The organism is Roseofilum acuticapitatum BLCC-M154 (assembly GCF_030068475.1).
In the GTDB taxonomy this organism is placed as follows: domain Bacteria; phylum Cyanobacteriota; class Cyanobacteriia; order Cyanobacteriales; family Desertifilaceae; genus Roseofilum; species Roseofilum acuticapitatum.
Genome location: NZ_JAQOSP010000106.1, coordinates 1 through 22451, shown reverse-complemented (window position 1 = coordinate 22451; position 22451 = coordinate 1). Strand labels below are relative to the sequence as shown.

Below are 22451 nucleotides of genomic sequence, written 5' to 3'. Positions count from 1 at the left end.
CGGAATTAACCGATCCCAAAACCCGTAAACTGTCGGAGATAAGGCGATCGAAATCCTAATATGATATCGGTTTTCGGGATACCTAATTCTGCTAATTCGTTGCCAATACCCACCTCAGTCAAATCTCGCTGAATCCAAACCTTGCCATCCTTAATTTCTATATGAACAACACACCCATAAGCCCATTTTTCATGTTCCCAACCCAAATACACTAAAAGATAGCGATCGCGCTGAACATCGAAAATGAGTTGTTTTTCAGTCCCATCAGACAAGTGATTTACCGTATGTTTTTGCAACACAGTTTGAACGATCTCTGAGTAGTTTATTCCTTCCATAAAATAATCTCCTCTTTTGTGACTTCAAAAATGGCAAGCTTTAACTGATGCTCGGCAATTACATCTTGAATAAATACAATCGAGAAAAATTGCAGATACACCTCATTACTAACTGCTAAATATAACATGCGATCGGGTTCTTTCTTTCGCAGGGCTGAACGATAGTTAAGAGTTTGTCCTAAAGCCGTATGAAACTCACTAACTTCTGATTTCCCCAGAAATGATTTAACTTCTACCGCTATTTTTTGACCTTCTTTCTCTGCTGCCAAAAGCCTCTGAGCAGCCAAATCAATATAAAATTCAATCCCATCCACAGAAACTGAAAGTGGATCATGCGTAATTCTCCACCCATCTTTTTCTAGAGCAACTCGTACTGTATTGTGAAACAGATCTTTGGCTGACATATCAAGAGGCGTGCATACTTTAATTAGTATACTAGATTTGTAGGGTACATTGTTGAATGTTCTGGCTTGTGAGGACTACAAGGTTCTAGACAAATGCCAGTACCACTTAAACCTCCCAATGGACTTGGGGCACATCGGTTTTAACCCGCACTTGCCCTTGAGAAATCACCACCTCCACTGTTGCTCGTCGGCAAATGGCATCATAGGGACTCTCGGCATCAAGAATAATGATATTAGCTGGTTTTCCCACTTCTAACCCGTACAGATCGGAGACATTTAAGGTTTTTGCCCCTCCTGTCGTCACCATGTCGTAGCAAGCATTAATTTCTGCCATTCCCGTCATCTGGCAGACATGAACCGCCATATGAGCAACTTCTAACATATTGCCGGTTCCTAGACTATACCAAGGGTCTTGAATACAGTCATGGCCGAGAGAAACATTTAAGCCATTTTGCCATAATTCTTTCACACGGGTAATGCCGCGCCGTTTGGGATAAGTATCGGTACGCCCTTGTAGAGTAATGTTGATTAAAGGATTGGCAATAAAGTTAATATTTGCTCGTTTGAGCAATCCCATTAACTTAAAGGCATAGGCATTATTATAGGAACCAAAAGCCGTTGTATGACTGGCGGTCACTCGTGAACCGAGTCCGCTACGAATGGCACAAGCAGCGACAACTTCTAAAAACCGGGCTTGATCGTCGTCGATTTCATCACAGTGAATGTCAATTAATTTGTCATACTGTTGCGCGAGTTCAAAGATGCGGTGAACGGATTGTACGCCATCTTCGCGGGTGAATTCGTAGTGGGGAATGCCTCCAACTGCATCTGCTCCGAGTTGCAAGGCGGTTTCCAGAAGCTGTTCGTTTTGGGGGTGTCCATAAATGCCATCTTGGGGAAAGGCGACGACTTGCAGGGTTAGCCAGTCTTTTACCTCCTCTCGCAAGTCCAATAAGGCTTTTAAGGCGATGAGATGGGGTTCGCTGACATCTGCATGGGTGCGTACCCATAGGACTCCCTGTGCGGCTTGTTGCTTGAGGGCTTTTAAGGCTCTTTGCTGGAGTTCCTCATAATTTAAGGATTGCTTGCGATCGCCCCAAATGGCAATTCCTTCAAACAGAGTTCCGCTCTCATTCCAGCGCGGATCTCCCGCAGTCAGAGCTGAATCTAGGTGAATATGGGACTCCACAAACGGAGGGCTGATTAACTTACCCTCTACCCAGAGTTCCTCGTGGCTGGGAGCATTGATTTCTGGGGCAATTTCAGCGATCTGGTTACCAGAAATCGCCAGATCCAGGCGATCGCCCCCTGGAAATCGTCCCCCCTTAATCACTAAATCGTACATAAGCTAGTAATCAGTAAACTATAGAAGGCGTGGTTGTGGGGGTGAACGGCCGTTCGCCCCTACAGTTCCCCATTCCCCCACTCCCCCATTCCCCTATTCACCGTAATATAGATCAATGTGCCCCGCCCAACCCATGCTATGAGATATTGCCTCAACCCGGACTGCAAGCAACCCAAAAATCCTGACGGCAATGCCTTTTGTCAAAGCTGTCGCAGTGCCCTGTTGCTCAAAGACCGGTATAAAGCACTTAAATGTATTGGTCAAGGGGGGTTTGGGCGCACCTTTCTGGGGATCGATCAAGATAAGCCTTCCCAACCCTATTGTGTAATCAAGCAATTTTTCCCCCAAGCCCAGGGAACCAATAATGTACAAAAAGCAACCCAATTATTTGAACAAGAAGCAGTCAGATTAGACGATCTCGGTCAACATGCCCAAATTCCTGCCCTATACGCCCACTTTACCCAAGACTCTCGCCAATATCTGGTACAGGAATTTATTGATGGAGAAAATTTAAGCCAAGTTTTAGAAAAAACGGGAATATTTAATGAGAACCAAATCCGCGAGTTACTCTATAATTTGCTGCCGGTTTTAGATTTTATTCATCACCATCATGTGATTCATCGGGATATTAAACCCGAAAATATTATTTTGCGTGAAAATGGGCAATTGGTTTTAGTTGATTTTGGGGCGGCAAAATATGCCACTTCAACCGCTTTATTGAAGACAGGAACGACGATTGGGACACCGGAATATTTAGCGCCAGAACAGGGAAGGGGGCGGGCGGTTTTTTCGAGCGATCTTTATAGTTTGGGAGTGACTTGTTTGCATATGCTCACAGGAAAGTCACCCTTTGAGTTATTTGATATTCATGAGGATACCTGGATTTGGCGGCAGGGTTTGGGTGATAATCCTATGAGTGAACCTTTGGCAAAAATTATCGATCGCCTCATTGCTGCTGCGATTAACCATCGCTATCATTCTGCCCAAGAAGTTTTAAGAGATTTGCAAGGTTTACCGACTCTAGATCCTTCGGTGAATTCTATAAAAAAAACGACAACCATACAACCCGTTGTTTCTCCGTTAGCTTCTCCGTCGCTCCCTTCAACTCCTTCATCATCTGAATGGCAGTGCGTGCATACGCTCAGTGGTCATACGCAATGGGTTAGGGCAGTAGCGATACATCCCAATTCTAGGGTCATTGCTAGTGGCTCGGAAGACCGGGCAATTCGCTTTTGGGATGGGGTGACGGGTCAACATGAGGGAACTCTAAAACGTCATGCTTTATACGTCAATGCGGTGGCATTTAGTCCCAATGGTCGGTTTTTAGCCACTGGGGGAGACGATTGCGCCATCTATGTGTGGGATTTGCAACAGGGAGAATGGGGGCCGCAGTTGGGAGAGAGCCATACAGAGGACGATCTCCGTTATGGAGATGCAATTAATGCGATCGCCTGGAATCCCCAAGGAACGCTGTTAGCAAGTGCCAGTAAAGACCGCACGGTAAAGATTTGGCAACTTGACCCCAAAGCTCCCCGCTATGGAGAAGCCATTTTTACACTGACGGGTCATTTAGCCTCCGTGCGAGCAGTGAGTTTTAGCCCCGATGGGCGGATTATTGCCAGTGGGAGTGATGATAATACGATTAAGTTGTGGCACTTAGGACGAGAAGTTGAATTTGCGACACTTGGAGATTTGGCTTCCCGATTAAATATTGTCAATGCCTTGGCTTTTAGTCCCGATGGACAATGGTTAGCCAGTGGGGGTTGGGATAATTTGGTCAAACTGTGGGATTTTGAGACCGGGAAAACCATGCAGGTGTTTGAAGGACATCAAGATTATGTGCGATCGCTCGCGTTTAGTCCAGATGGTCAATTGTTAGTCAGTGGCAGCGACGATCGCACCCTAAAAATTTGGCAAGTCAAAACCGCTACCCTATTAACCACCCTAGAAGGTCATCAAAATTCCGTGAATGGAGTCGCTTGGAGTGCAGATGGTCAAATCATCGTTAGTGCAAGTGCTGATAAAACCCTCAAAGTTTGGCAAGGAGAATCTCGGCAACCCCAAATTCAAGATCAAACCGTGCAACAGATCTCTCGCTCCACACCAGTGACTCCTAGCCAACCCAAACGCCCCATGTATCGCCCTTCAGTTCATCAACCTTGGTTGGACTGAAGGGGTACGCCAGGGTTTAAAATGGAAGATGCTGAAGGCAAAGGTGTAGCAGATGAATGAATTACAATGGACGGCTGAGGCTCAGGTTAAACTGAAAAAGATTCCCTATTTTGTGCGATCGCAAGCCAGAGGACGCATCGAACAGCTTGCCCGCGAGTCAGACTCGGAAATCATTACCGCAGATTTAGTCGAACAAGCTCGCCTAGAGTTTGGTCAATAGTTTTGACTCTTTTTCCCTTCCCCCCAAATCGCCAAAGCAACGCCCAGTAACAAAATCACAGCTCCTCCAAACACTAATGGCGTAGGAACTTCCGCAAATACGAGATAACCGAGCCAAGTTGCCCCTATGGGTTCGCAGAGGATAGCTAGAGCAACCGTAGTCGGTGAAATCCAGCGTACTGCCCAATTCAAGGAGGTATGACCCATGAGTTGGGGAAGGGTAGCCATGATCGCAATATAGAGATACACATCAAGGGGATAATCCGTATAGGGAATGCCCAATAAGACGGGAATGGGCAGTAAACACAGGGCCGCAAGGGAATAAACCGTAGTGATATAGTGACCCAAACCCAACCCTTCCTGTTGAGCTTGTTGCCCCAAAATGAGATAAAAACTAGCAGACCAAGCGCCCATTAAGGCTAAAGCATTACCCAGGAGAGAAAGAGACCCCGTTGATGTGGCGCTATCTCCTCCCAAGGCAATCAGAATGCCCCCACTTAAGGCAATAATAATGCCCAAAACGGTCACTCTAGTGGGTCGCTTCCCTTGCCAAACCCAGAGAATTAAGGCTACCCAGAGGGGATTCGTGGTCACTAAGGTGGTAGCAGCCGCAATGGAGGTATAGGATAAAGACGTAATCCAGAGGGAAAAATGGATCGCTAAACAAAATCCAGCAGAAATCGCCCATTTCCAGCCTTGAACTGAGGCTCGACTGTGCCGAACCCCTTTCCATAAGGGAAGACACAGCAGGGAAGCTATGGCTAGGCGCAAAGCCGCTAAAACCAGACTAAATCCTACTCCACCCATTCCCGCCGACTCAATGCACAAGCGCACAAAAACGGCCGAAGTGGCGATCGTTAAAATTCCAAACCCCAAAACCAACCCCACCCACCACTTTGACGGTTTATTCATGATTCATTGAAGGGAGAAATGGGATTGATATGTTTTTCAAGTAACTTCAACAGTTGCTCTGGTTTAGCGGGTTTCGTCAAAAAATCCGTTGCTCCTGCCAGTTTCGCCTTCGTGCGATCGATAATATGATCCCGACTGGTCAAAATAATAATGGGAGTATCACTAAACAAAGAGGTTTGCCGCAAAAAACTGCACAAATTATAGCCGGTCACTGTCGGCATCACCACATCTAACAAAATGAGAGCCGGTTTATGTTTGGCTAATTGGGCAATACCCGAAATTGGGTCGTGAATTTTCAGCAATTGATAACCGGCTGGAATCAAAATATGGCTTAAGGCATGGCCCACAAGGGGGCTATCATCGATACAAGCAATCAAAGGGCCAGAAGCTTGGGTATCCGATTCCCCATTGAGGGTTTGATCCATCCTAGGGGTTGTCCAAGAAACCGGGGGATTGAGATCGGGTAAGGATTGGAACTCAATGATCCCTTGTTTCCAAAAATGCCGAATACTACGAGATAAGCTATACAAGGATTGCTTCATTTCTAAGGCAATATCCCAAATCGGGTTTTCGCCATTAAATAACTCAATTAATTGGGTTGAAGCTTCTGCATTCAGTCGTTTAGGCAGCTCCGCGTGTAACCTGGGGGCTAAGTCCGGAGATAGGGACGTTAACTCCATCTTCTCCCATTGCTTAGATAAGTTTTGAGTTCTTTCAATCAGGGGAGGAATTTTCAAGGCTAGGGACGATCGCGGAGTCGCCGTATTGCCCGATAAGCGCTTGCTAGGTTTCCAACGACTGGAAAGCTCATCGGAGGGTTGAGAGAGCAGGGCAAATAAGATTTCAATGGCACTGTAGGCAATCACCGATTGAGCTTGACTCAAGTTGATTTGGTGTTGCTGTAGAGCATAACGCAGTAGATAGTATTCCCACATGCCTGTGGGTTTTTTCAATTCGATCGCACTCCAATCGACGGCAAACAGCTTAATATATCGATACCATCGACGGCTACGATGCCCTCCTCCAGTCGCATAGAGCAAATGGCCCAGATAAAAGAATAAGTGCCAAGTTTGATCTTGAGCGGTAACAATTAACTCACCAGTGGCTTGTTGGTGGTAGATTTGCCGGAGATAACGCTCCATGAGAGGGCACCCATTGCGATCGGAATCAAGCAGATTAAAGGAAGACAGCATCCAAGCACCACTCAATCCTAGAGGAAAGAAAGTTGTTTTTATTCTAGATGGGTTCACAAATGCTCGTAAAGAGTAAAGGCATCTCAACCCTGAAGTTGGGTAAACCCTGAATCTTAGTTAAAATTGTTAAGAGTGGTCTGTGAGTTATGTTGTTTGAGGCTTCTGTTGTGCCAAAACCGATTTATATTGCTTTGTTGGTGTGCTTGTGGAGTGGGTGGAGCGGTCTGCAACCCGCCTGGGGTCAGGCGATCCTTCCCCATACTTTGCAGTTAGAGGGAGATGAGTTGGAGGAAGAAGGGATTAAGTTGGCTCGACAAGCGGAACAACTGGCCCAGTTCCAACAATATCAACCGGCTCTTCCTCGCGCTCAGTTGGCGGTTCAGCTTTTACCGGAGGATATTCGCGCTTGGTTTTTGCTCGGTCGTCTGTATTTACAAACCAATGATGTAGATCGGGGGATCGCGTCTTTGGAGAAGGCCCGATCGCTTGAACCCAATAATGAGTTAGTTCTGTTTACGTTAGGTTCGGCCCATTTCCAAAATGAGGACTATCAAAAGGCAGCCGATTATCTCCAGGAAGGTTTAAAGATTAAGCCGGATCAATTGGCGGCTCTGTTTGATTTGGGCAACACTTACTATAAGCTCAATCGCTGGAGTGAGGCGATCGCCCAATATCAGAAGGCGATTGGCCAAGATGAGAAGTTTTGGCCGGGGATTAATAATATTGGTCTGATTGAGTATGAGCAAGGTCAACTGGATCGGGCGATCGCTTCTTGGCAAAGAGCCGTGAGCCTTGCACCGGAAGCGGCTGAACCCCAGTTAGCTTTGGCCGTTGCTTTATATGTGAAAGGCGATCGCGAACAAGGACTGAGAATGGGATCGGCAGCCCTTGAACTCGATCCTGCTTATGCGGATCTGGAGTATCTAGAAGCCAATCTTTGGGGTCAACGTTTGTTGGCAGACACCAAAATGTTTTTAGAAACTCCTAGAATACAAGAGACCCTGGCTCAATTGGAAGCATCAGAACTGCCGATCAACCCTTAGTTCTTTAGCTTCTTGCGATCGTAGTGCCGCGATCTTACTAAAATCAGTCAAAGCCAGGAATGCGAGCATCTTGCTCGCTTTTTGACTCTAGCGAGCGAGACGCTCGCACTCCCGAAAACCTCTTGATGAACCTGCACCGAACCAGGGGTTTAAAACCCCCTGTTTTGTCCACCCTACCCGTTAAGTTTAATTACCCCAGCAGTGTAGAATACTGGGACGTGCTGCCGGTTGGGGAAAGATATTTGCCCAGTCTGTTTGGCGCTTTTGGGGCGATTCTGTGCTTAAATTCCAGAGGGTTTCATAGAAAAAGAAGGATACCCCGGCAAATTTTCCTTTTCTAACTTCAGCCACTTGTTGTTCAATTTGGCTCATGGGAACGGAGCGGTTTTTCAATCCCGTTAATACTCCAATTCCGACCGGAATATGATCTAAGGCAACTTGTACTTCTGGTCGTTTTAGTTCCATTTGAAACCGATCGAGGTCATCTCGATAGATTTGAATTAATAACTCTTCTACAAACCCTTGTCTCTCCCAGCTAAACCAATCCTGAAGATAGCGACTATAGGCAAAATGTTGGGGATTGGGAGACAGGGAAATAATAGCATCGGGGCGTTTGCTTTTGACGGCGGCAAAAATTCGCGCCATAACTGTAGTGATGCGATCGGCTCTCCAGCGTATCCAGGCTGCATCCTCTGGATCATCTGGGGGAGGTTGGCCATTATGTTCCGATTGATAAACTTGTCGAGTATAGGCATCATAGCCCAACTCTACGGGCAAGCCAAAATGATCGTCCAACTGAATGCCATCAATATCGTAGTTGTTCACCAATTCGGTTACCAAATCCACCATCAACTGCTGCACTTGGGGATGAACCGGATTTAACCAAACTCTTGGGTGAATTCCCTGCATCACGACTTGGGAACCATCGGCGCGGTTGGCGATCCACTCTGGATGACGCTTGACCAATTCTGACTCGGCCGGGGCCATAAATCCAAATTCTAACCAGGGTAGCACGCTCATGCCCCGTTTATGGCCTTGCTCGATCGCCTCTTTAAGCATATCCCTCCTCTGCAAACCGGGGATATTCAGTACCGCACGTCCTGTGACTTCCTCTCCCACTGCACTCGGATAGAGGGTATAGCCCTCATTCCAAACCGTGGGATAAAGGGTATTAAAATGGAGTCGATCCAGTCGTTCTAGAGCATTGGTGAGGCGATCGCTCGAAAACAACACATCACTATCCACATTCGTCAACCATACCCCACGCAATTCTGTAGCCGGTACGGGTGGAGGCTGGGAAATCGCTGGAACTACCGCCACCATCCAGGCTAAAACCAGGCTCATTAACCCACTCAGTACCAGGGTTCTCTTTCGGGAATAACGCAAAAACCACCCTGTACAGGCTTTCCAATTGACAGATAACATGGTCTTAACCCTGGGGCAACAGGGATTTAATTTTATCCACAAACTCCTGATGATCGATCACCGGTTTGGAGATATAGCCATCCGCTCCGCTTTGTTGAAGGAAATTCTCGCGATCGCCCTGCATCGCATGAGCTGTAACCAGAATAATCGGTATTTCCGAGATCGCCTTAATCATTTGGGTAATCTTAATCCCATCCACCGATTTCCCCTGATACATACTATTGGCTAAGGATACATCCATGAGAATAATATCCGCGTCCTGACCCCTAACCATCTCCATGACTTCCTCTACATTTTCGGTATGCTTGACATTTAGCCCCCCACGTTTGGTGAGAATTTTGGAGAAAACCCGTGCATTAATGGGATCATCTTCTACGATTAGAACAGTTGTCATGATATTTTCTCTTAATTTTCAAGTCCAGAATACATAAAGGCTCAGGTTTCTAGTTGTCCTATGCTTGGCTAGATACACCTGTCTAGATACACCTGTATGAGTGTATGAGACAACTCCTACTCTTGCATAGATAGAGAGGAATGAGGAATCGATTGAGCTATTCATCTCCCCCTAATTGCCCTATCCGACTGAACCCAGAGCTGATGCTGACCCTGCTTAACTGCACGATCTCACTTAGATTCATTTGGCCCCCACATTCGTTACTTTTGGTATTCAGGTTTTCTCTCCTATTTTACAAGAGAAAGAGAACAAACCCGAATCGATGGGGCGATAATGCTCCGCATCGCTGGCGCGAACGCTGGCCATTTTGGCTCAGTCAGGTGTACCCTAAAAACTTACCTGATACGGCATTCTTAACCCTGAGTTCACCCTTACCTTCATTCAATCCATGGCTAAACAACTACGCCTTTTCCAAAGCGAACAAATTATTCCCACCGCCTTACACACCGAAATGGAGCGGTCTTATCTGGAATATGCCATGAGTGTAATTGTTGGCCGCGCCCTCCCGGATGTTCGGGATGGTTTAAAGCCCGTGCATCGGCGGATTTTATACGCTATGCATGAATTGGGATTAACCCCCGATCGCCCCTATCGTAAATGTGCGCGGGTAGTTGGTGATGTGTTGGGTAAATATCATCCCCATGGAGATCAGGCGGTCTATGATGCCCTAGTGCGGATGGTGCAAGATTTTTCCTGTCGCTATCCTTTGCTTGCCGGTCATGGTAATTTTGGCTCGGTGGATAATGATCCCCCCGCAGCCATGCGCTATACGGAAACGCGCCTTTCTCCCATTAGTCATGAGAGTTTATTGGCGGAAATTAGCGAGTCTACGGTCGATTTTATTCCCAACTTCGATAACTCCCAAGTGGAACCGGTGGTGCTACCGGCCCAATTGCCGATTTTACTGCTCAATGGGTGTTCGGGGATTGCCGTGGGTATGGCGACGAATATTCCGCCCCATAATTTGGGGGAAATTGTGGATGGGTTAATTGCTCTGATTGATAACCCAGAACTGTCGGATGAGAAGTTGATGCAGAAGATTCCTGCACCGGATTTTCCCACGGGTGGGGTGATTGTGGATCGAGAAGGGATAAGGAGTGCCTATCTCAATGGTAAAGGCAGTATTCCCATGCGCGGGGTGGCCACGATTGAGAAAATTCAACCGGGGAAACGTAAGCGCATCCGTGATTGTATTATTGTGACGGAGTTGCCCTATCAGGTGAATAAGGCGGGATGGATTGAGAAAGTGGCCGATTTGGTCAATCATGGGAAGTTAGACGGGATTTCGGATATTCGGGATGAGAGCGATCGCTCTGGAATGCGGGTGGTGTTGGAGCTGAAAACGGATGCTAAACCGAGTGAAGTGTTGGCCCATCTCTATCATCAAACACCGTTGCAAACGAATTTTGGGGCGATTTTTTTGGCCCTGGTGAATGGCACTCCCCAACAGTTGAGTTTGCGGGAAGTGCTGCAAGAGTTCCTCAAGTTTCGGGAGCAGACTCTAACGCGCCAATATAGCCATGAGTTGGAGCAAACGCGCAAACGGTGTCATATTCTGGAAGGGTTATTATTGGCTTTGCAAAATTTGGATCGGGCGATCGCCATTCTCAGAAAGGCTGCTGACGGCACAACGGCAAAAGCTCAATTGCAAAAAGCTCTGAACTTACAACCGGCTCAAGCGGATGCTCTGTTAGCGATGCCGATGCGTCGCTTAACGGGGTTAGAGCGACAAAATTTACAAACTGAATTTGACCAACTCACCCAACGAATTCAGGAATTGGAGCAATTGCTTAATGAAAGGTCAGAATTACTCAAGTCTTTGAAAAAAGAACTGCGTAGCCTGAAGCGTCGCTATGATAATCCCCGACGCACGCGCATTCAAAGCCCCAATGAGACTGCCCCAGAGATGAAGAAGCGTAGTCAGTCAGGGGAGTCTGGAGGCTCGTCGAGGCGATCGAAAAGTCCCCAGAAAGCTAAGTCTTCAGCGCCTCAAGAACAAATCATACAAGAGTTATCCGTTTCTCTGGAAATGAGTTATCTGGAGATGAGCTATGGGGGATATATTCGCCGCGTCCCGCAGATGAGTGCGGATGCGGGGGAGGGGATGGCTTCGGCTCTAAGTTGCTATCGAGCCGGAGCGGATGCGGATTTGTTGCTGTTGACGGTGGATGGCAAAGGCTATGGGGTAAAGGTGGGTCAAGTGCCGACGAGTAGCAATTCCCAAGGTATTCCCCTAAATAGTTTAGTGCCCCATAGTGGTACGGGACAACCGCCGGATGTGGCGGCTCAGTTTGTGTTGACGGAGTATGGTGAGGATCGAGATTTGGTGTTAATAACGGAGGAGGGACGGATTAAGCGACTGCCGTTGGTGGAGTTTGCCAATCTGCGAGCTAGTGGGTTAACGGCGTTGAAGTTGAAGGAGGGCGATCGCCTCAACACTGTGTATTTGTCAGGGCCGGGGTCACAATTATTGTTAGCAACATCGGGAGGCCGGATCTTGCGCCTGGATCTGAATTCAGAGCAAGTGCCGGTTTTAGGGCGCACAGCTCAGGGTTATCAAGCGCTGAGATTGCGAAAACAGGAGAAGTTAGTCGGTTGTGTGGTCGCTCGTCCCCAGGATCAGATCCTATTGGTGTCCGAGATGGGATTCGGAAAACGGGTTCCCGTGGAGATCATTCGCCAAGGAAATCGCGGCGATATTGGCACTCAGGCTCTACAATTTAGCCAACGTAGCGATCGCATGGTAGGCATGGTGTTAGCGCCCACCGGGGGGCAAGTGCAGGCAGTGAGCAGCAGTCAACGGTTTTGGCGCTTAGAGGTGGATAAGGTGCAAGAGATGGGTAAGGATGGAACTGGCGATCGGTTGTTTAAGTTACAGGCTCAGGAAACCTTGAAGGGAGTTTATCTGTTGGAGAGGCCGCGATCGAAGTAGGTCTTCTCTTGAAGGCAACAAGCCATCACTAGGAAACTGTGTGGGTAAACTAATCTTGGGGTTAGTCTTCAAGGATGAAATGAGAAAAGCCAAAGCTGGATGGATGCTATTTCAATGGTTCTCGTTTGAGACCTTAGAGCAAGATGGCATCATTACCAAAGTCAAAGAAAAATGCGAAGAACTGTCTGCGGCTTACGGCGATCTTAAAGCACTCGCAGAAATTATCAGGATCGACGAAGAGGAATATAGCTATGAAAAGATCAATGATGATAACAGATCAACCAGTGAAGTTGAGTCTGTCAATAACTTTGTCAAGATTATGCAAGCAGACAAGAACGGGATACTGCTAACCCATCCTTGGGTCATTAGCCGCTTGAATGATCGTATTCGAGAACTGTGGCTGAGTTTGGCTAAAGCGGCTGGGGTGAAATTTCGCTCAGTCATAACCCAATCAGATGAAAGCTTGGCTCATTACCATACCGTCTTGCCCAGTGGAAAAATTGAGGGACACAAGGTCTTTTGCGCTCCTGACTTTCCTGAAGGCGAGTACATCTTATTCGTAAACCCCATACGTCATTGGGGAAATGTTCAGCTTTGGGATAATAAGCATGAGGGGACATACACAGGGGCTACTGGGATTCTAGCCGCGCCACGTCTACTACTTTTGAGCCTTGGTCATGACACAGACGGGGGATTCGTGCAATTGATTGAGAGCAGTAAATATCCAGCGATGAGAGAAGAGATCGCTAACTTCCCTGATTCTCCTGTGGTTCAGCAACTGCCTAAGATTGCTTTGCCCAGTACACTTCAAGAGAGCGATTTCAGAAGTATGAAGAACACGATAGGAATTGCGATCAGTCTTTTGGGTCGCGCTCGCTCCAAAAAGTTGGAGAATGTTGTCCTTGAGATTCCTCCCGGCGGTATGCAAACAGAACCCAAGGAGATGCAGGTGATTGATTTCCTCTCTCAGGAGTTGCAAATTGCACTTGACTCTCGGAAGTCGGCTTATCCCAACAATGAGGCGGGCTTAACTTTTGTGAAACAATTTATGGATGCTAGGAAAGCAGAAATACCTTGGCTTAAGGGATTTAAAGATCCAACCGTTTACAAAACTCATCCTTGCCCAGTCAATCCCAATGCCAAAGATACCATATCTCGTCTAGTGAAGGTGGTTAATTCCTGCTGGACTCCAGTAAACTTAGTGGCCAGAACGACTCCGCAGCCCTTTCAACATCTTCTCTATAGCCAAGACTGTAGCTATGATTACGATGAATGGCAACTGAATATTGCCAACCAACACCGAATCAACTATGGGAAAGAAATGACTGAAGCGATCGCCTGGAAGGATTCACATCAGGGAGACAGAACTCGTATTAGTCAGGTCATGGAGAAGTTTCGCCAACTGAAGAAGGAAATCTTGGAGCTAAAAAATCCCAATACTGGGGAAAAATATCACCACCAAACATGGGAAGCCGCTTTCTGGTTCGCTGCCCACAAGACTGAAGCAGGAACTGCGGGGTGTGTATTCACAATGTTCAGTGATGAGATTTGCATGAGGCTACTGGAAATCAAAAACGATGACACCAAGGTACTATCGATCTATGGCTGCCAGTACGGATCTTGGGCTGCTCCAAAAGATTCTAAGCTATGGAATGGAGAAGTGGTTAATATTCGTTGTTACACCAAGGAGTATAACGGCAAGATTTACACAGCAATCAAGATGGAATGGACAGGAGCGCAAAAGCAGAAAGGCTATCATCACCTGGGCAATATTGGCGGGAAGACTACTATGGCACTGGGTACAATGAAGCAAATGAAGATTTACTCAATATCATGGAGAGATGGAGTGACATCTGGTGTTATGTTGTTCGATTTGTCGTTGCGCCAGGCAGAGATCTACAAGTTACTCACTCGACTTGGCAGGAAGAAAGCACGACTGTAGTGGATTTATAGTCGTTCTAAATAAGAATGGTACAACACGATATATATACAACGACGGTAGCGGTTCCCAAAATTGGCTATAATAGACACAACTTAGATGATTCGATGGTTTAATATATGAAAATAATTAACAAAAATCAATTAACAAGTGACTTGTCCAATGTGTTGCGACGGGTTGAGGTAGAAGGGGAAGAAGTTTTAGTCACCGATGGCGATCAACCGATTATTACCATTTCTCCCTATAAGAAATCAATCCCAACTTCAGAGTTATTCAAAAATATGCGCGGGAAAGTTAAATATTTTGAAGACCTAACCAACTCAACAACTGAAGAATGGCAGGAAATATAAAAATTGTTCTGGATACTTGTGCTTTGATTTGGTGGAGTTTAGATACTGCTCACCTTTCTCCCAAAGCTAAACAAGCAATCGATCGCATGGAACAGGATAAAAATGGACTGATTTCATCCATATCAATTTGGGAAATTGCTATCAAAATTAAAAACAATAAATTAGACTTGGGTGTGGATATTGATGAGTATATTGCCACGTTAAAAAAGTCTGATGTTATTCGTTTCGTCCCGATAGATGAAGAAATTTGGCTAGACAGTGTGCGATTATCATGGGATCATCGAGATCCAGCAGATAGAGTCATTGTTGCCATGGCTCAAGCAAATCAAGCTCCTATTATTACCGCAGATCGAAAAATAGCTGATTTCTATTCGCCCGTTGTTTGGTAAGAATATCACGGTCTTTATCATAGAGTATAGATAAGGCAGGCGATAGCGTAGATGAAATTTTAATGGAAAAATTAGTAAGTTAAGGTAAATTTTCAATTCTTGATTGTGTGAGATAATATCAAGTCCGGTTAAACAGTTGTCATTGCGACCGCAGGGAAGCAATCGCTACAATTAGCGAGATGGTTGAGATTGCTTCATTCCACTGCGTTCCATTCGCAATGACATACTATAACTGATCCAACGGACTTGATATAACGTGGCAACAGTAGTTTTAGAAAATGTTTATAAGCACTTTGATCGGGCTGTTTCATCAGCTCCATCTGAGATTGAGGGTAAAAATGCTCAGAACCAGAAGGCTCCGGTTTTGCGGAATGTTAATTTGACGGTGGAGGATGGGGAGTTTTTGGTGCTGGTGGGGCCGTCGGGGTGCGGGAAAAGTACCCTGTTGCGGATTATTTCGGGTTTGGAGAGTTTGACGGGGGGACAGGTTTGGATTGACGATCGCCAAGTCAATCACTTACCCCCCAAATCCCGCAATACCGCTATGGTGTTCCAAAATTATGCTCTCTATCCCCACATGACGGTTTATGAGAACATCGCTTTTGGCTTGAGACGAGGCAATCCAGAGCGATCGCTGGAACACTGGATGAAACGCGGGGGAGTGGCGCTGACGCGATCGCTCCCTCCCGGTTTGCGCTATCTTTCCCCAGAAGAGCGCCAAATTCAAGCACAAGTGCAACAGGTGGCGCGATTATTGGAAATTGAGACGCTTTTGGAGCGCTTACCGAAGCAATTATCAGGGGGACAGAAGCAACGAGTGGCTCTGGGACGGGCGATCGCCCGAAATCCCCAAGTTTTCCTCATGGATGAGCCATTATCCAATCTAGATGCTCAGTTACGGATGCAAACGCGATCGCAAATTGTGCAACTTCAGCGCCAAGTGGGAGTAACCACCATCTATGTCACCCACGATCAGGTCGAAGCGATGACTATGGGCGATCGCATCGCCGTCATGAATCAAGGGGAACTACAACAGGTGGCTCCACCGTTAGAACTCTATCATCGCCCAGCCAATCAGTTTGTCGCCCAATTCATCGGTTCTCCATCGATGAACTTCATTCCGGTCACTCTCTCGGCTCCCCTCTTATTACTCCATCCCCAATTTCGCTTTACCTTACCCGAAACCTGGAAACACCCCTTAGAGAAATTAGGCGAAACTGCTTTAATCTTAGGGATTCGTCCCGAACACCTTCAAGAGAGTTCCCCCGCGCCTAAAAATTTACCCATTCAGGTGCAAGCAGTAGAGCAACTCGGCCATGAAACTCTGGTTTCAGGAAGTTTCCCCGCAGCATCAACCCGGCTTAATCTCAGATTGGCTCAACCTCGCTCTGTTCAAAGCGGCGAAACTCTTTGGTTTTCCCTGATGCCTGAGCATATCCATCTCTTTTCTGCTCAAACAGGATTAGCTATTTTCCCAATTAGGGATCAAAACCATAAGAAGTTTTGAACAGTAATCAAAATTACAACTAATGTCCTCTCATTTTGTTAATATTTATTTACACGAACAACTTTTGCATGAATGAGGACTTTAATCCATGGAAGATCGGGAAACTGTACCCAACCGTAACGCTTGGAAGGTTGGCTTCACTCCCCAAGCAGAAATCTGGAATGGCCGTTTAGCTATGGTTGGCTTCGCGGTTGCTCTAGGGATTCAATTGGTTTCTAGTGATGGATTTCTTGGTATTTTTGGACTGTAGGCAAAAGACGGCAGATGATCGTCAACCTGCCGTCTTTCAGAGTAAATATCAACCGGAGAATCTAGCCGATATACTCCCGTAAAATACTATTGCGGTTGGGGTGTCGTAATTTACGCAAGGCTTTAGCCTCAATTTGCCGTATCCGTTCCCGCGTCACATTAAAAATTTGCCCAATTTCCTCTAGGGTTTTCATCCGTCCATCATCTAAACCATAGCGCAGACGCAAAACATCCCGTTCGCGAGGGCTGAGGGTTCCTAAGACTCCTTCTAAGTCTTCCCGCAGCAAACTCTTAGAAACTTGGTCTTCTGGAGTTTCGCCATCGGATTCGATAAAGTCTCCTAAACGGGAGTCTTCTTCTTTACCAATGGGGGTTTCTAAAGAGATAGGCAATTGGGCAGATTTGGCAATGAAGCGCAGTTTTTCGATGGTCATTTCCATCCGTTCTGCGATTTCTTCTTCTGTCGGTTTGCGTCCCATTTCTTGGGAGAGTAACTTAGTGGTCTTTTTAATCCGAGAAATGGTTTCGTAGAGGTGAACCGGAAGGCGAATGGTACGAGATTGATCGGCGATCGCCCGCGTAATGGCTTGACGAATCCACCAAGTCGCATAAGTGGAGAACTTATAGCCTTTCTCGTGGTCAAATTTTTCAGCAGCCCGGATTAAGCCTAAGCTTCCTTCCTGGATCAAATCTTGGAAAGACAAGCCCCGATTCATATATTTTTTGGCGATCGAAACCACCAAACGTAAGTTGGACTGTACCATCTTGTCCTTAGCCCGTCGTCCCAGATGCAAACGATACCGAAACTGGGGTAAAGGCATTCCCACCGATTCAGCCCATTCTGCATCACTTGGCTCTCGCTCTAGCCCTTCTTCTAAGTCGTCTCTCAGACGCTCTAATTCTAATAAATCAGCAATTTTACGGGCCAGTTCAATTTCTTCGTCAGCCCTTAACAGTCGAATTCGACCAATTTCTTGTAAATACAGACGAATAGAATCTTCTGTATAATGCTTTTTCTTGACTGGGGTCTTTCGACGGATCGAGCGAACTTTGCCAGACTTACCGTCGTCCTCGTCCGGAGTAGACTCTAGATAATCATCTAGTTCTTCCTCCTCTATTGCGTACAGTTCCTCTTCAAGTTCGGGGGGTTCGAGGGTTGGGAGTAGGTTTTTAGCCTGGGTCATGCCGCGTTCCTCATGCTCCTTTTTAAGTATCTTAAGAAATCAAGTTGAGAATTTGTGTTGGTGAGTTTTTATTCACCCTTATCTACCAACAAACCTTTCAAGTTTAACAACACTTGAGGGATCTGTGTGTCAGATTTTAGAAAATTAGATGTTTTTCTCTAGTTACCACTCTATCCGAGGGGATTACACCTCATACAGATTGAGAGGGGGTTTACCCACCAGGGGTCTAGAGAAGCTCCCCGGATGATCCCAATCCAGCCGCTCAAGAGATTCAAAGAACTCCCAGCTCAAGGCTGGAGTTAGGAGTCTCAGCACTGGTTTTTGCCAGAGAGTTGCATGGAGGGGAGCAAAAATTAGGGTTGGCTTTGTCATACTACAAAAACACGAAAATGTAGTGGTTTTTGTAGGTGGACTCTACTGAGGTAGAATCTCACAGTTAGGGAGCAATTGAATTGCCCTAGGGGACTCAATTACCATCTATTTTCTGTTAAGTTAACTCACTTTGACCCAAAATGGGGGGGGGAATTAGGTTAAGTTAATTGACAAAATTAACGTTTTAACAGCAGGGTAGATTCTCTTCAGCTTTAAGATGGGGGCAAGGGATCGGGAAAGTCCTTCTCTGGCAAGGTATTAGGCAGATCTAAAGGGATGCCATCAATAAGAACCGCTTTGACAATGGGATCTCGTAGACTGACCCACAAGCTGCAATGCTGGTCTGTAATACTAATGACGACAAGGGTTCCATTTTGAGTGAGTTTACAGCCAAACTGATAGAGTTGGGCCCGGTGTTGAGGCGCGAGGGTATATAACCGACAAAACATTTCCTGTTGGTAGTTCATTCCCTCTTGAATCTGGTCATTTAACCAGAATTTAAAGGTAAAAAGACTATTTTCCTTAACGACCAGAGGTAACACAATAGTTTGGCTGTAAAATCAACAGACGAGAGGGGAGACTTCAAGACTAGGATACAGGAGGTGAGTTCCTAATCTTGAAAATAACTGGAATTAAACACAAATTGCGCTTTGAGAGCGGACATGCTCCACAAAATTAGAGAGGATTTGCAGTCCAGCACGGTCGGATTTTTCAGGATGGAATTGAACAGCCATGAGGTTATTTTGGGCGATCGCCGCAGCTACCTTTTGACTCCCATGGGTAACTGTGGCCGCACAGACCGCTTGATCTTGGGGATCGACATAGTAGGAATGGACAAAATACATCCAAGAGTTACTGGATAAGTGCTGCCATAGGGGGATATCTGGTTGGGTAAACTCTAGGTGATTCCATCCCATGTGAGGAATGGTGATTCCTGGTTCCCAGTGGAAACGACGGACGGCTCCAGGAAGAATACCCAAACCGGGTTGTTGTCCTTCTTCACTGTAGTCAAACAAGATTTGTAATCCCAAACAAATACCGAGAAAGGGCTTACCACTGGCGATCGCCTCTTTAATCGGATCTTCGAGGTGGCGCGATCGAATATGCTCTACTGCTGGATCAAAGGCCCCTACTCCTGGCAAAACCACAGCATCTGCTTGGTGGATTTCTGTGGCCAGGTCGGTTACTTTGGGGGTTGCACCGGCTTTTTCCAAACCTTTACAGACCGAGTGCAAATTACCCATATCGTAATCGATGACGGCGATAACTGACATGGTATTTTATCCTTACTCAATTGGCGAATATGCCCTTATTGTAGGCGATCATTGATGTAAATTAATGTAACAATTTCCGAGTGTTTGCATAAAAAAGACGAATTTCAACTGAGAACCCTATAGGGGACATCTTGCTCCTGCGATCGCTGTTTTCAAAATTTATGAACTCTCAATTTATACTGGTTTTTCCCAATATGTTTGGCTTTAAAGGAGGAATCCAGGTCTATTCTGCCTTTCTCCTCCAGGCTTTACAACAGCTCTATCCTGACAGTCAATATCAGGTCTTACTCAAATATGACCGAGAGATTCCCCCATCCCATGGTTTTCTCTCTCAAACCCAATTTTCCTGTTTTGGCCGCTTTCCTCGCTGGATGCAAAGTTTGCTTTTAGCGCTCACTTTAGTGAAACTGAGTCTCCAAAAACGCCCACGGCTCATGATTTGTACTCATGTTAACTATAGTGTGGTTTTCGATTGGATTAAGCATTGGCTAGGAATTCCCTATTGGGTGGTTGCCCATGGAACTGAGGTTTGGGATATTTCAGAACCTCGATTACAGAAAGCCTTGTATCATGCCGATCGCGTAGTGGCTGTCAGTCAGTATACGCGATCGCGGCTACTGCTAGAACAAAAACTAACACCAGCCCAAGTGGTTATCTTACCCAATACCTTCGATCTGCGGCAGTTCCAGATAAAGCCCAAACCCCAGTATTTACTCGATCGCTATGGACTCTCCCCAGAACAACCGATTATCTTAACCGTCAGTCGTCTCGGACGTTCTGCTCGATATAAAGGGTATGGTATCCTCCTAGACGCTCTTGTATTACTGCGCCAAAACATTCCTAATATTCATTATATATTAGTGGGCAAGGGAGACGATCGACCCTGGATTGAGGCTAAAATTGAGACTCTCAATCTGAGTTCATCCGTAACACTCACGGGTTTAATTCCCGATGAAGAACTCTGCGATCATTATAATCTCTGCGATGTCTTTGCTCTGCCCAGTCAAGGAGAAGGCTTTGGCATTGTCTATTTAGAGGCAATGGCTTGCGGAAAACCCGCATTAGGGGGAAATCAGGATGGGGCGATCGATCCCTTAGCGGGAGGGGAATGGGGCAGTTTAGTCGATCCTGAAAATGTAGAAGAAATTGCTGATACTCTTGACCAAATTTTACAGAAAAAATACCCCAATCGCCGATTATATCAACCCGAAGATCTCCGAAATTATGTCATAGAAACCTACAATATCAACCGATTTGTAGATCAACTCAATCGCTTGCTTTCTCAGCAATATTTTCGTTCATGAAGTCCTCTTCTTCTCACCTCAATCAAGCCTTACTGCTGCTCCTGTTAGTATCATCTTTGCTATCACGGATTAGAGTTCCCGGACTAGAAATAAGTATCCATTTTATCCTCATTTCCGGTTTTGGATTAGTCGCCATTCTCTACAATTGGTCGGCTTTCATGGAAGCATTACGCTATTATCCTAACCTGTCGATCGTACTTATCTTGTTTTACAGTTGGGTATGGATTGCTGCACTCTTGAGTGATTGGAGGGCGATCGCTCTCCACTACACCTTAAAATACTCCATCTATGCGATCGTTTTATGTGCTTTCGTAGCTCTGCTCAGGGCAACACCAAAGACTTCAAGCGCCGATCGGATGCTTTTATGGGTACTAACCTTGATTGGTATCGGGGGATTTCTAGAGCAAACCTTCCCCAAAAATGAGCTAATTAATCTCTTGAGCTATCCAGACTCCTATCCCCGCATCCGCTCCATCATACAAAATCCCAATCCCTTTGGAGTGCTAATGGCTATCAGTGCTATTATCACCTTATTATGGAATCGCGATCGCTCCTATCTGCCTCGCCAATATTGGGTTTATCCCTTTATTATCCTCATCGCCTTATCTGCTAGTCGCAATGGTTGGCTCGTATTTTGTATTGGATTAGTTTTGCTAAGAATCAAGAACTCCATCTCCTGGCGAGTAGCAACCAACCTTTTCCTCTTTCTAATCATTTGTTTACTCCTCATTCAACCCTCCTCCGAGCGCATTCTTCCCCAACTCTGGACTCATCTAAATGACTCCCAAGCCGCCATTGCCCAAACTTCTTCCCCACCATCCATCAACCGAGTTACGCTCCCCTCCCCAACAGTCCCCCACACTTCCATAGATGATCGATTCATTTTATGGCAAAAAGCAACAGAAACCGCCTTAGAATATCCCATTTCTGGAGTCGGAGTTGGCGTATTTCAGGAAGTCTTTTGTCGTCAAATTTATGGTCACTCTCGCTTCAATACCCACAACCTATTTTTGAGTATCTGGGTTGAGCTGGGGATTGTTGGTATTCTATTATCTCTATTGATATTAGGCATTCTGTGGCGAATAGCGATTACAGATCATCAAACCCTAATTAACTTCATTCCCTTGATTCTATTTTTATCCTCTCAAATGGTGGATTACTTTATCTATGAGTATGCAGTCACGACCATAGCCCTTTACTTATTCGCGCGTGCCTTAAGCCAGACTCGTACCCGAATGATATCATGTCCGGTAAATCAATTGTAATTGCGACCACAGGGAAGCATTCGCGCTTCGTGTTTCATGTCAAGTCCGGTTTCCGCAAGCGGACATGAAAATTTGTTAAGAAGCGGGCAAGATGCCCGCACTCCTCGAATTCTTTGATATGACTGGAGTGGGAGCATCTTGCTCCCTGGATTTTTAATTAGGGTATTTCCGCTTCGCGGACATG

At 46.1% G+C, this 22451-nt stretch carries 21 protein-coding genes; 11 read left to right on the top strand and 10 right to left on the bottom strand.

Translation table 11 applies throughout. From position 1 onward, the window contains the following. Positions 1-5: 5 nt before the first annotated feature. From PMG71_RS16970 to codA, 3 genes are all read right to left on the bottom strand, one after another. Positions 6-335, bottom strand: a complete 330-nt coding sequence (locus PMG71_RS16970) for a XisI protein (RefSeq protein WP_283754895.1) — start codon at positions 333-335, stop codon at positions 6-8. Further along, complete coding sequence (locus tag PMG71_RS16965) at positions 323-739, bottom strand: XisH family protein (RefSeq protein WP_283754894.1); 417 nt, start codon at positions 737-739, stop codon at positions 323-325. Before PMG71_RS16965 ends, PMG71_RS16970 begins: the two co-directional genes overlap by 13 nt. Positions 740-845: 106 nt before the next feature. Further along, positions 846-2084: a cytosine deaminase gene (codA, locus tag PMG71_RS16960; RefSeq protein WP_283754893.1), complete on the bottom strand. Its 1239-nt coding sequence runs from the start codon at positions 2082-2084 to the stop codon at positions 846-848. Positions 2085-2222: 138 nt separating this feature from the next. On the opposite strand from codA, the gene PMG71_RS16955 reads away from it, so the two are divergent. Together PMG71_RS16955 and PMG71_RS16950 are read left to right on the top strand one after the other, a co-directional pair. Continuing rightward, positions 2223-4256: a serine/threonine-protein kinase gene (locus tag PMG71_RS16955; RefSeq protein WP_283754892.1), complete on the top strand. Its 2034-nt coding sequence runs from the start codon at positions 2223-2225 to the stop codon at positions 4254-4256. Between the two features lie 52 nt (positions 4257-4308). After that, a complete protein-coding gene (locus tag PMG71_RS16950) occupies positions 4309-4476 on the top strand; it encodes a PCP reductase family protein (protein ID WP_283754891.1) in 168 nt (55 codons plus the stop codon). On the opposite strand, the gene PMG71_RS16945 is transcribed toward PMG71_RS16950, so the two are convergent. Together PMG71_RS16945 and PMG71_RS16940 are read right to left on the bottom strand one after the other, a co-directional pair. Further along, positions 4470-5387: a DMT family transporter gene (locus tag PMG71_RS16945; protein ID WP_283754890.1), complete on the bottom strand. Its 918-nt coding sequence runs from the start codon at positions 5385-5387 to the stop codon at positions 4470-4472. The genes PMG71_RS16950 and PMG71_RS16945 overlap by 7 nt on opposite strands. Further along, positions 5384-6529 carry a response regulator gene (locus PMG71_RS16940; RefSeq protein WP_283754889.1) on the bottom strand — a complete coding sequence of 382 codons (1146 nt, stop codon included), beginning with the start codon at positions 6527-6529 and terminating at the stop codon, positions 5384-5386. The genes PMG71_RS16945 and PMG71_RS16940 overlap by 4 nt, the downstream gene beginning before the upstream one ends. A 218-nt stretch (positions 6530-6747) precedes the next feature. Between PMG71_RS16940 and PMG71_RS16935 the strand changes: the two genes are divergently transcribed. After that, complete coding sequence (locus PMG71_RS16935; protein ID WP_430541020.1) at positions 6748-7623, top strand: tetratricopeptide repeat protein; 876 nt, start codon at positions 6748-6750, stop codon at positions 7621-7623. Positions 7624-7809: 186 nt separating this feature from the next. On the opposite strand, the gene PMG71_RS16930 is transcribed toward PMG71_RS16935, so the two are convergent. Both PMG71_RS16930 and PMG71_RS16925 read right to left on the bottom strand, forming a co-directional pair. Then, positions 7810-9048: a glycoside hydrolase family 10-like protein gene (locus PMG71_RS16930; protein WP_283754887.1), complete on the bottom strand. Its 1239-nt coding sequence runs from the start codon at positions 9046-9048 to the stop codon at positions 7810-7812. Between the two features lie 4 nt (positions 9049-9052). Then, the gene (locus PMG71_RS16925; RefSeq protein ID WP_283754886.1) at positions 9053-9442 is read right to left on the bottom strand and encodes a response regulator; all 390 of its coding nucleotides are present in this window, start codon (positions 9440-9442) and stop codon (positions 9053-9055) included. Between the two features lie 448 nt (positions 9443-9890). Here PMG71_RS16925 and PMG71_RS16920 point away from each other — a divergent pair, with 448 nt between their 5' ends. From PMG71_RS16920 to PMG71_RS16895, 6 genes are all read left to right on the top strand, one after another. Beyond that, a complete protein-coding gene (locus PMG71_RS16920; protein ID WP_283754885.1) occupies positions 9891-12434 on the top strand; it encodes a DNA gyrase/topoisomerase IV subunit A in 2544 nt (847 codons plus the stop codon). Between the two features lie 40 nt (positions 12435-12474). After that, the gene (locus PMG71_RS16915) at positions 12475-14376 is read left to right on the top strand and encodes a hypothetical protein (protein WP_283754884.1); all 1902 of its coding nucleotides are present in this window, start codon (positions 12475-12477) and stop codon (positions 14374-14376) included. Between the two features lie 116 nt (positions 14377-14492). After that, the gene (locus PMG71_RS16910) at positions 14493-14723 is read left to right on the top strand and encodes a hypothetical protein (RefSeq protein ID WP_283754883.1); all 231 of its coding nucleotides are present in this window, start codon (positions 14493-14495) and stop codon (positions 14721-14723) included. Beyond that, positions 14708-15112, top strand: coding sequence for a type II toxin-antitoxin system VapC family toxin (locus PMG71_RS16905; protein WP_283754882.1), 405 nt, complete (start codon positions 14708-14710; stop codon positions 15110-15112). Before PMG71_RS16910 ends, PMG71_RS16905 begins: the two co-directional genes overlap by 16 nt. 256 nt (positions 15113-15368) lie before the next feature. Continuing rightward, entirely contained in the window at positions 15369-16619 is a 1251-nt protein-coding gene (locus PMG71_RS16900) for an ABC transporter ATP-binding protein (protein ID WP_283754881.1), read from the top strand. 88 nt (positions 16620-16707) lie between these two features. After that, positions 16708-16869: a chlorophyll a/b-binding protein gene (locus tag PMG71_RS16895; protein ID WP_283754880.1), complete on the top strand. Its 162-nt coding sequence runs from the start codon at positions 16708-16710 to the stop codon at positions 16867-16869. A gap of 61 nt (positions 16870-16930) precedes the next feature. Here PMG71_RS16895 and rpoD read toward each other — a convergent pair whose 3' ends face one another. The 3 genes from rpoD to hisH form a co-directional block, all read right to left on the bottom strand. Further along, positions 16931-18052, bottom strand: coding sequence for an RNA polymerase sigma factor RpoD (gene rpoD, locus PMG71_RS16890; RefSeq protein ID WP_283754879.1), 1122 nt, complete (start codon positions 18050-18052; stop codon positions 16931-16933). A gap of 584 nt (positions 18053-18636) precedes the next feature. Next, a complete protein-coding gene (locus tag PMG71_RS16885) occupies positions 18637-18966 on the bottom strand; it encodes a hypothetical protein (RefSeq protein ID WP_283754878.1) in 330 nt (109 codons plus the stop codon). Between the two features lie 90 nt (positions 18967-19056). Further along, positions 19057-19698 carry an imidazole glycerol phosphate synthase subunit HisH gene (gene hisH / locus PMG71_RS16880; protein ID WP_283754877.1) on the bottom strand — a complete coding sequence of 214 codons (642 nt, stop codon included), beginning with the start codon at positions 19696-19698 and terminating at the stop codon, positions 19057-19059. A 161-nt stretch (positions 19699-19859) separates the two neighbouring features. Here hisH and PMG71_RS16875 point away from each other — a divergent pair, with 161 nt between their 5' ends. Beyond that, positions 19860-21002 carry a glycosyltransferase gene (locus PMG71_RS16875; protein ID WP_283754876.1) on the top strand — a complete coding sequence of 381 codons (1143 nt, stop codon included), beginning with the start codon at positions 19860-19862 and terminating at the stop codon, positions 21000-21002. Continuing rightward, positions 20999-22267 carry an O-antigen ligase family protein gene (locus tag PMG71_RS16870; RefSeq protein WP_283754875.1) on the top strand — a complete coding sequence of 423 codons (1269 nt, stop codon included), beginning with the start codon at positions 20999-21001 and terminating at the stop codon, positions 22265-22267. The genes PMG71_RS16875 and PMG71_RS16870 overlap by 4 nt, the downstream gene beginning before the upstream one ends. Positions 22268-22451 lie beyond the last annotated feature (184 nt).